At 34.0% G+C, this 5,870-nt stretch carries 1 protein-coding gene; it reads right to left on the bottom strand.

Annotated elements, in window-relative coordinates:
- The coding region (locus QZ824_RS10410; protein ID WP_291275950.1) for a choice-of-anchor J domain-containing protein at nucleotides 1-5,854 on the bottom strand (5,854 nt) is incomplete at its 3' end.
- Nucleotides 5,855-5,870 lie beyond the last annotated feature (16 nt).

Raw genomic sequence — 5,870 nt, 5'->3', positions numbered from 1 at the left:
CAACACTAGAAGATTTTACATAAAGCGTAGTAGCATTACCTCCTGTATATGGAATTGTAGCAGCTGCATCAGTATATAAATTAGTAGTTGGTGACCAAGCAATTGATGTACTCTGAGTACCTGAAATGGAAACATTATCTATACCCCAAAAATACCTCCATGAAGCAACATAATTAAATCTAATATAAACAGTAGATTTATTTAAAAAAGCGGCAGTTAACGGAACTGTAACTTGTGTAAAACTAGTTGATGTATTTACAGATATTGGGGTTAATGTTTGTAAATCTGTCCAAGCAACACCATCTAAAGAAGCCTGAACTTTAGCAGTAGTTGAACTTGGCGTAGAATCATATAAATAACTGTAAAACTTCAAATCTACAGAAGTATAATTTAAAGTACTAAATGATGGTGATTGAAGTAATGTTGTTGTACTACTTCCACTACCACCAGCATCACTATTAGATAAATAAAACTGAGAATTATCATTACTATGCCATGTAGCATAAGTTGAATAAATATAACCATCAGGCTTCAAAGACCATGCGATATTTGTAGCATTTGTCCCTGTTGAATTATTTACCGTTGTCCATGAATTAGTAGGTGCATTAAAGTTCTCACTTAAGATAGAAATATTATCTGAACTACCTCCTGACAAAGTAAGTGATTGAATTGAATTCACACAAACCGCTGGTGCTATTGGAGCAATCGTAATTGCTGATGGTGTAGAATTTACATTTACTGTAAAAGTAACTGTATTAACACAAGAACCTGCAGACTGTGAAGCCGTTAATGTATAAGTTGTTGTACTTGTTGGATTAAATGTCCAACCAGTAGAACTATTTCCTGATACACCTGAAGATGGTGACCAAGTATAAACATCATAACTAGAACCTCCTGTTATGATAGTAATTGCTGTAGATGTAGACTGACCATTACAAATTGTAGCCGATGAACCACTTAATGTTAGTGATGGCGGGGTAGTAACTGTAACAGGAACAGCAACTCTTGGAGAAGAACAAGCTATTTGTCCCGATAATAACACATTAAACCTATTAGTTGAAAGTGTATTATTTGAAGTTGAGTTATTATAAGAATACAAAACTGTATTTCCATTAGTCACAGTATAAAAAGTATTTGCACTTGAATACAAATTCGCTCCATCGTGAGAAATTTCAATAATTAAATTTGAAACTCCATCCCAATTATATGGTGTAGTAAAATTAATTGTCTGCCACCCTGTTGAAGTATGAGTGTATGTTGATGGACCATAACAAGTAGTAAATGTTGGAGTCAAAAATGTAGTATTAGGAAAAGTAGTTAATGTTGTTGATCCAACATTAACTACATAATTTGCATTTGTTGCTGCATCACCTAAAGATGAAACATTAAATGCTATTGAGGTAATATTCCCCGGTCTTAAACCAACATTTTGCAACTCTTCAGCTGTGTAAATCAACTGAACTCTAGCACTAGATCTATAATTATTAAATGCTGACAAGTTTGTTCCAGAAGTAGCGACACCAGTTCCAACTTGAACACTGCCTCCATTCAAACTTTCCGCAGCTGCATAATAATTTGTTGATGAAGAAATCACAGGCGTAACGAAGTTATTTCCACTATAAAGAATTGAACCACCAACACTAGAATTAAACCACTTAATATTTCCTGAAGAAGCAGACGCACTAATTGTTGTTGAACCAATTCCGCAAACAGTACCAGAAGTTGTTGATGTAATATTATTTGCAAATACAATATAAACTGGCAATGAAGTACTTGAACTTGAAGAAGTTAAACACGTAACTTCGCACAGATAATAAGTAGCTTCTGTTGGTATTATTGTCAATGTAGAATTTACAGCACCAGAAATAGGTGAATAATTTGTCCCATTAGTTGAAGATTTCCATTGGTAAGTCACACCAGAACCAGAAATTACATTTTGTAAACTCAAATTGATACTAGAACCAAAACATATGGAATTTCCTGAAGTAATTGTACTTCCAGGTACAGGAACCCCACTACAAGAATTTGAATTTGCATAACTTAAAAATCCCGTATAATTTGAAGCCAAAATAGGCGTGTTTGATTGAGTAGAAACTCCTGCAATGGCAGTAGCTAGAGAACCAAATGAAGCAGAATATAGTCCAGAAGCAGAAGGAGCTTGAACAGGAATACTTGATGATAAAATTCCTAAATCAGATAATCTAACATTCAGATCTGTTACACTTCCAGACATTATTGGAACTTCCCATCTTCTTGTTGTTGACATATTAATGATTGATGGATCCTGAGTTCCTATATTAGAATCATATGCTTCCGCCTTCATAACAGTAACAGATGTTGTGCTAGGCGCAACCGCAACAGGTGCATAACCTGTTTTCCCTACTGGGAATAATATGTAAGTATTATTTGTATTACCAGAAGCAATTGTTCTTGCAAAAGGTCCTTTTATCATATTAGTGTAACTTGGAGTACCTAATAAGGTTCCTGCTATTGTTGAAGTCCCAAGACTTAATAAACTCGTATTTGAGGTATTAATAATACCTGAGGTCATTGTCAAAGTTCCACTTATTGATAATGGAACATTAAAAGTAACTCCCATAACACTAGAATTATTAACTGTTAAAGAAGTTAAGTTTGCCGTAGGTGATATTGCTAAATTCCTAAACAATCCACTACCTGATACCACTTGAGGTACCGTAGAAATAATTGGACTAGTACCAAGATAAGAACTCAATGTTAATGTATTGGTTTGGGTAAAAATCCCATTATTAGTAAAATTACCTCCAACAACTACTACAATAGCAGGAGCATATTCAGAACCTGAATTAATAGTCAAATCCCCTAAAATAACATTAGTGTAAACGCCACCTGTGACAATCCTATTAGTAGCATTACCTCCGTTAATAATTAAATTTCCATAATTAATTCTCCCCGAACCCACATAGGTATTAGCTCTGAATCCAATTGCATTTCCACCAGGATCAGTAGAAACTCCATCACCAAATCTCAATGTATGGTTTGTAGATACATTAGAACTTACTCCAACACTATAATAGAATACATCAGTACCAGATGTACTTGTATGTGGATCAACAATTGTCAGATTTCCCCCAGTCCAATTTACAGCAGCAGTTAAGTTAAGATAATATGAAGAGGCTGAATTAGCTGACACACCAGCTGCATTTCCATCGATATTAATTTCCCCTCCGCTTTGATTAAACTGTAAACCAGAATGAACCAAACTTCCATTAATATTCAATATTCCCGAACTTACGGTTAACACACCTGAATTTGTAAAAATGGTATTTCCTCCTCCTATTGGCCCTTGTCTTACAGTAGCCCCTGCTACCACAAAAGTACCAACACTAGAATTTGTTATTCCAGAAGCACTACCACCGTTTACAATTAAATCTCCGCCATTTGCATTAACTGTACCATTATTTAACAAAGTTGTTGCTACAGTCATTACATTTCCATTTATATTCAATACCCCTCCATTATAAATCATAATTGCATTAGCAGCAGCTGAGGCTGTATTAACTGTTACAGTAGTACCTGCTGCAATATAAACAATATCGGAAGCACTTGGTACTAAATTTTTATTCCAAGTTGATGGATTTTCCCAATTACCATTAGCTACTGAAACAAATGGTGTTTCTTGCACATTTAGACCTATATATATGTCTCCAGAAATTAAATCTGAAGTAGTTAAACCAATTCTTTGAGCTCCTGGACTAATGGTCCCATTTTGATGTGTTCCAGACAAGGGTGCATTAGCAAGCATAAGTCTTGAATTTCCATTTGTGGTATAGAAAGCATTATTGGCAACTACAGCTATAGTATGTGTTCCTGCATGATTGTATGAAGCATCTTTTGTAACTGTCCATTTACCATTATATCTATCTGTTATAGTGTATGAACCATCCACTACAGAAAGCCCTGTAGTCAATGTATTTGAATCTGTATAAGTTACTGTTAACTCACCTGCAACATTTCCTGTAGTTGAACCAGTTCTAGAGATATACATTGCTCTTTGAACCCCTGTTGAGTTTAAGAAAGGATACCTTGAAGTAGTGTTTGTTGGATCTGAACCAGCTGTAATTGTTGTTCCCGTAACAGTTGTTGACCACCATCGAGAGAAACTACCACCAGGCAAAAAACCTGAACCAATAGGTGCAGTAAGTGAATTACCAGCGGCTCCAGAACCAAAAATCATTTTATTCGTACCAAGATTGATTCTAGCTCCAGTTATATTCAAATTATAAGCAATTTTAATATTGTTAAATAACCATGTTATATTAGGCGTTGAAGTTGATGTATTACTAAAAGTCAAATTTCTGATAACACTAGTATTAAAAGTACCTAAACCAGAAACGGTCTGTAATGTTGTACCATTCAATATTAAATTACCCGCGCTGGTTGTCCCAACAGAAACATCAATAGTACCATTATTTGTAATATCTCCAGCAACTGTTAATGTTTTACCTATTGTTCCTGTAAAAACATTAACTACTCCCCCAGAGTTAACTAATAAATTACCATTTATAGAAAAAGAAGTTGGAGTTGAACCATAAGCTAACGTTCCATTTACCGTAACATTATTTGCTACTTGACCAACAGCATCAATTGAAATAGTATGCCCAGAAGAAATTATGATGTTATCAAATTGAGTAGGGACTAAATTAATATTCCAAGTAGATGCTGAACCAAAATTGCCTGTTGCAACTGAAACAAATGTTCCTGGGGCATTAGTCGATTGTGAACCAGATAATTCAGTAGAAAAAATAGCCTCTGAAAAAGCTTGAACTTTATAATAATACGTAGTTGAAGGCAATAAACCTGTTTGAACTAGATTGTAAGATTGACCAATTGTATTTGATGAGGTTGATGAAATTACAGAATTAACTATACCAGAAGTAAAGGTTGGGTCAGTTGCTCGAGTAATTAAAAAACCTGACTCACCAATTGAGTTATCCACCCAATTTAAAGTTGTTGAAGCGGAAGACAAACCACTAAAAGTTAAATTAATTGGTGAAGCTAAAGGTGTATTTGGAGGTGTAAACTTAATGTAAGTATTTACCAAATTAGTTAGTGGTAAACTAGCCGCAAAATTATTTGCTGTTGGTGATGTTGCAGAAGTATTCTGAGAAGGAGTGGTTCCAACAGTTATAAAAGCAGAAGAATTTGCTGTATTATTAGAACTATGAAAAATTGATCTTGTTACTGAAGAATTCGCAGGATTTAAGATATTTCCATAAATAAACTCAATTACTCCTGTACCTTCATTTAATACTAATTGCATGTTTCCAGAATTAGTAATATCAGGTATTGAAATATAAAAATTACTCCATTCAACAATCAATTTTCTATTTGGAGCTATCCCTGAAATTAAATAAGTCATACCACCTCCCGTTCTATTATCCCCAGCCATAGGCGCTATAGTAACTGTAGAAGCTGTATAAGCTGAAACAGCTGCCGCTCCAATACTTGTGGCTCCAGCATTAGTATGCAATCTTAATTGACCGTTACTGTTAACACTAAAATGGGAGTAAGAAATTCCCATATAATTAAAATTAAATTCAATAGGCAAAACTGAACTACCCCAATTATCTTGGACTCCTGAAAACAAAGTAGTTGCTCCAGACATTGAATTAAAGGAACTTGAACCAGTAGTAAGAACATAATTTACAGATGATTGAGCCTTAACAAAAAAACAAGAAATTAAAGAAAAAAAGACCATAATGAAAACTAAAGACTTTTTTTCATTTCTTAAATTCTCATATTCTCTTTTTTTAGAAAAAAATAATGAAAAACTTAAATATAAGTTTTTAATACTAGAGTAATATTTAATCATATTGTTAAAATAAATT

The sequence above is a fragment of the Flavobacterium sp. genome (genome assembly GCF_021151785.1).
Classification (GTDB): domain Bacteria; phylum Bacteroidota; class Bacteroidia; order Flavobacteriales; family Flavobacteriaceae; genus Flavobacterium.
Note: the sequence above shows the minus strand (reverse complement) of the source record. Positions and strands in the feature narration are given on the sequence as shown.